Annotated in this window: 2 protein-coding genes; both read left to right on the top strand. The window is 38.2% G+C overall.

The window, feature by feature from the left end; translation table 11 throughout:
• The first annotated feature begins 67 nt into the window (after positions 1 to 67).
• Entirely contained in the window at positions 68 to 2,719 is a 2,652-nt protein-coding gene (locus HMPREF9965_RS11440; protein WP_000043323.1) for a valine--tRNA ligase, read from the top strand.
• A gap of 75 nt (positions 2,720 to 2,794) precedes the next feature.
• Positions 2,795 to 5,378: hypothetical protein (locus HMPREF9965_RS11435; RefSeq protein ID WP_001146179.1), on the top strand; the 2,584-nt coding region annotated here is incomplete at its 3' end.

The raw sequence follows: 5,378 nt of genomic DNA, 5'->3' as shown, positions 1-5,378 counted from the left end.
AAAAAGAAGCTAATTAAAAAATTAATTAAAAAACTAATTAGGAAACTAATAATTAAGGAGAACACACATGTCTAAACAACTTTCACCGAAATACAATCCAGCCGAGGTTGAGGCTGGTCGTTACCAAAAATGGCTTGATGCCGATGTTTTCAAGCCTTCAGGCGATCAAAAGGCTAAGCCTTATTCAATCGTGATTCCACCACCAAACGTAACTGGTAAACTTCACCTTGGTCACGCTTGGGACACAACCTTGCAGGATATCATCATCCGTCAAAAACGCATGCAAGGTTTTGACACGCTTTGGCTTCCTGGTATGGACCATGCTGGGATTGCCACTCAGGCTAAGGTTGAGGAGCGCTTGCGTGGTGAGGGCATTAGCCGTTATGACCTCGGTCGTGAAAAATTCCTCGATAAAGTCTGGGAATGGAAAGACGAGTATGCCACTACTATCAAGGAACAATGGGGCAAGATGGGGCTCTCTGTAGACTACTCTCGTGAACGTTTCACTCTAGATGAAGGTTTGTCAAAAGCTGTTCGCAAGGTTTTTGTCGAACTTTACAAGAAAGGCTGGATCTACCGTGGTGAGTTTATCATCAACTGGGACCCAGCAGCTCGCACAGCACTGTCTGATATCGAGGTTATCCATAAGGATGTCGAAGGTGCTTTCTACCACATGAATTACATGCTGGAAGATGGCTCACGCGCCCTTGAAGTTGCGACCACTCGTCCTGAGACCATGTTTGGGGACGTTGCCGTTGCGGTCAATCCAGAAGACCCACGCTACAAGGACTTGATTGGTAAAAACGTCATCCTTCCAATCGCTAATAAACTCATCCCAATCGTGGCCGATGAACACGCTGACCCTGAGTTTGGTACAGGTGTCGTGAAAATCACACCTGCTCATGATCCAAACGACTTCTTGGTTGGTCAACGCCACAACTTGCCACAAGTCAACGTCATGAACGACGACGGAACTATGAACGAGCTTGCCTTTGAATTTGCGGGCATGGACCGCTTTGAAGCTCGTAAGGCAGTTGTTGCCAAGTTGGAAGAAATCGGTGCTCTTGTTAAAATCGAAAAACGTGTCCACAGTGTTGGTCACTCAGAACGTACAGGTGTAGTGGTTGAGCCACGCTTGTCTACGCAATGGTTCGTTAAGATGGACCAATTGGCAAAAAATGCTATTGCCAACCAAGACACAGAGGACAAGGTTGAATTCTACCCACCTCGTTTCAACGATACCTTCCTCCAATGGATGGAAAATGTTCACGACTGGGTAATCTCTCGTCAGCTCTGGTGGGGTCACCAAATCCCTGCTTGGTACAATGCTGAGGGTGAAATATACGTCGGCGAAGAAGCTCCAGAAGGTGAAGGTTGGACTCAAGACGAAGACGTTTTGGATACTTGGTTCAGCTCTGCCCTTTGGCCATTCTCAACCATGGGCTGGCCGGATGTCGACTCTGCAGACTTCAAACGTTACTTCCCAACTTCAACCTTGGTAACCGGTTACGATATCATCTTCTTCTGGGTGTCTCGTATGATCTTCCAATCCTTGGAATTCACTGGCCGTCAGCCATTCCAAAACGTTCTGATTCATGGTCTCATTCGTGACGAGCAAGGACGCAAGATGTCTAAATCTCTCGGAAACGGAATTGACCCAATGGATGTCATCGAGAAATACGGTGCCGATGCTCTTCGTTGGTTCCTTTCAAACGGTTCTGCACCAGGGCAAGACGTTCGCTTCTCTTACGAGAAAATGGATGCTTCATGGAACTTCATTAACAAAATCTGGAACATCTCTCGCTACATCCTCATGAACAATGAAGGATTGACCCTTGAGCAAGCAACTGCCAATGTCGAAAAAGTTACCAACAAGGAAGCTGGAAACGTCACAGACCGCTGGATTCTCCACAACCTCAATGAAACGATCGGAAAAGTCACTGAAAACTTTGATAAATTTGAGTTTGGGGTAGCTGGACACATCCTCTACAACTTCATCTGGGACGAGTTTGCAGACTGGTACGTTGAGTTGACCAAGGAAGTCCTTTATAGCGATAATGAAGAAGAGAAAGTCATCACACGTTCTGTTCTCCTATACACTTTGGACAAGATCCTTCGTCTCCTTCACCCAATCATGCCATTCGTGACAGAGGAAATCTTTGGACAAATCTCAGAAGGCTCTATCGTCACAGCGGAATACCCAACTGTTAACTCAGCCTTTGAAGACCTTGCGGCCCACACTGGTGTGGAAAGCCTTAAAGACTTGATCCGTGCTGTTCGTAATGCGCGTGCTGAAGTAAATGTAGCTCCAAGCAAGCCTATCACGATTCTTGTCAAGACAAGTGATAGCGACTTGGAAGCCTTCTTTAACAGCAATGTCAACTACATCAAACGCTTCACAAATCCAGAACACTTGGAAATCGCATCAACTATCCCTGCACCTGAACTCGCTATGTCAAGCGTCATCACAGGAGCAGAAATCTACCTGCCGCTGGCAGACCTCCTCAATATCGAGGAAGAGCTGGTTCGTCTCGAAAAAGAACTAGCCAAGTGGCAGAAAGAACTGGATATGGTCGGCAAGAAACTCTCTAACGAGCGCTTCGTAGCCAATGCCAAACCAGAAGTCGTCCAAAAAGAACGCGACAAACAAGCCGACTACCAAGCTAAGTACGACGCGACTGTAGCACGTATTGATGAAATGAAGAAGTTGGTGAAATAAACATAGAAACACGGTGATGAGCCGTGTTTTTTTGTTATAATAGTGTTAAATATACATTAAAGGAGAGGTAGATTTATGCCTTATGAAATAGCTGGAAGAGCAGATAAATTAGGTAATAAATATGAGTTCAATTGGATTGTTTTGAAATTTATTGATATCATAGCTGAAAAAATAGATGCTATAAAAATTGAACCAATTGGTCCCGAAGCTGATCGTGTGGATGTTTTAGTAAGATATAGAAATGGGAGTAAGGAGGCACAGCAATGCAAAGGAAGAAATGCTAGTAAAGAAACTTGGTCTCTTGCGGATTTAAATCAAAGAGGAATTCTTAATAGTTGGAGGAGACATTTAGAAAGGGATCCACAAGTAAAGGTTTCATTAGTTAGTCCACTACCGTTTACAAGTTTCTCCGATTTGATTTATAGGGCTAAAACCAATGATGATGATCAGTATTTCATTGAATATCAGGTTCAGACATCTCCAGTAGTTAGTAGCTTGTTGAACGATTATATTAAATATTTAGGATTTTCTAAGGAGAAAGACATTCGAAAAATTATAAATTTTTTAAGTAGAACTGTGATTAGACAAGAGCCATATCCAGAAAATGAAGAATTTATTAAAGATAAGGTTAGTCAATATTTTATTGGTGATGCTGCTAGCATAAAGTCAAAATTCATTAATTTAATTTTACAAGGTGAAATTTATGGAAGATGGTTTTCATTTCAGGATTTGGAGAAATTTATTAAAAATGAGAAAATTGAATTCAGAAATTTAGCACGTGATGATAGGATAATACCTAGAATAAATATTTTAAATGATGAGTATAAAAATAGCTTTAAAACATTGGATTCCGGTCTAAAAATTCGCACACAATTTGATGAATGTAAGAAATATATTCAAGAAGGAAAATCAATTATCATTCACGGGAAAGCTGGGAATGGTAAAAGTGGTTTAACAGAAAATATTATTGATTGGTGTAATAAAAGTAATATTTTACACTTAGATTTAAAACTAGATTGTTATATTCCTGAGGGTACAGCACAAGGATGGGGGGAGAAATTAGGATTTCCTGCTAGCATCAGTTATTGTTTGAACGCTTTTTCTAAAGAGGATAATGCTGTTCTTATATTAGATCAACTAGATGCATTAAGATGGACAGCAAAAAATTCTAAAAGTTCACTTACGACTTGTTTGGAGTTGATTCGAGAGATACAGAACCTCAATTCGGAAAGAGAAAATAAAATCTCAATTATTTTTGTTTGCAGAACTTATGATTTAGAAAATGATGACGGAATTAAGGCGTTATTTGAAAATAAATCGAAAGATGAAACTGAATCTTGGCATAAAGTTGAAGTTAATGAATTATTGGAAAATGAGGTTGAGGAAATTTTAGGAAGTAAATACCATAGCTTTCCAAATAAATTAAAACAGTTACTAAGAACTCCTAGCAATCTCTATATATGGGAACAAATTAATAACAAAAAGGAGTACTATCAAATAACAAGTACATATAATCTAGTAGATAAATGGTGGAGAGATTTATCAGAGAAGTGTCACGATGCTAGCCTCATTGAAGATAATCTGAGTGATTTAAAAGAAAAATTTGTAAAACTATTTACGGATACAGGTGAAACTTTATTTAGCAAGAGAAGACTACTGGGTAATGAGAGGGCTTTGCGTTATCTAACCAGTCAAGGGATGCTAACAGAACGTTCCAACAAAGTTTCTTTTGTTCATCAGTCATTCCTAGACTGTTTTGTTGCAGAGCGAATGATTCTTGATTACTATACTAATTCTGATGTAAACGACATTCTTGGAAATAAAACACAACAGAATCCAACAAGACGTTATCAATTTCAGATTTTTCTTCAATCATTATTAGAGGAATCAGAAAAAGATTTTTTAAATTTTGGGACTAGATTAATAAAGAGTGATAATGTCAGGTTTAATTTCAAATATGTTTTCTTTGAAATCTTAGGAAGTATTCAAGAACCATCTAAAAAGATTTTAGATTATATTGCAGAGCTGATTCAAGAAACAGAGTATAGAAATCATTTGTGTCAAACGGTAATTAGTAGTCATCAATTATATGTGAATTTTTTAGTGGAAGAGGGTATTTTTAAAAAGTGGTTTGATAAGAATAGAATATTAGTAATTAATTTATTAAGTAGTATCTCTCCAAATTACACAACTGAAAGTATTAAATTTATCAAATTATCAATAGCAAATTCTGATGATAAAAATGAGTGGCGGGGCTGTTTCTTTAATGATTATCATAATGATTCAGAAGAATTCTTTAAGGTAAGATTGCATTATTGGAAATCTTATCTAAAAGAACCAGATTTGTTTGGCGACTTCTATAAAAATATAAACGCATATACAATTAAGATTATATGTTTATTTCTTGACAAATTTCAAGACTCTGATAATAGTAATAGATTTTATAGTGAATCAAAGGAATTCGACGAAGATTCGCATAATTACATAGATAAAAATTGTATACAAATCGTCAAAATATTATTGCCTTATCTTAAAAAGTATTCCGAGAATAATTCTACTAAATACAATCCAACCCTGAAAGAACGCGATAGCTTACAAAGATATTACCTTCATTTATTAAATGAAACCAATAAATGTCTAATTTCGAAATGTCCTGAGA

This window comes from Streptococcus mitis bv. 2 str. SK95 (genome assembly GCF_000222705.1).
In the GTDB taxonomy this organism is placed as follows: domain Bacteria; phylum Bacillota; class Bacilli; order Lactobacillales; family Streptococcaceae; genus Streptococcus; species Streptococcus mitis_AY.
This window is presented reverse-complemented; position numbering and strand designations above follow the sequence as displayed.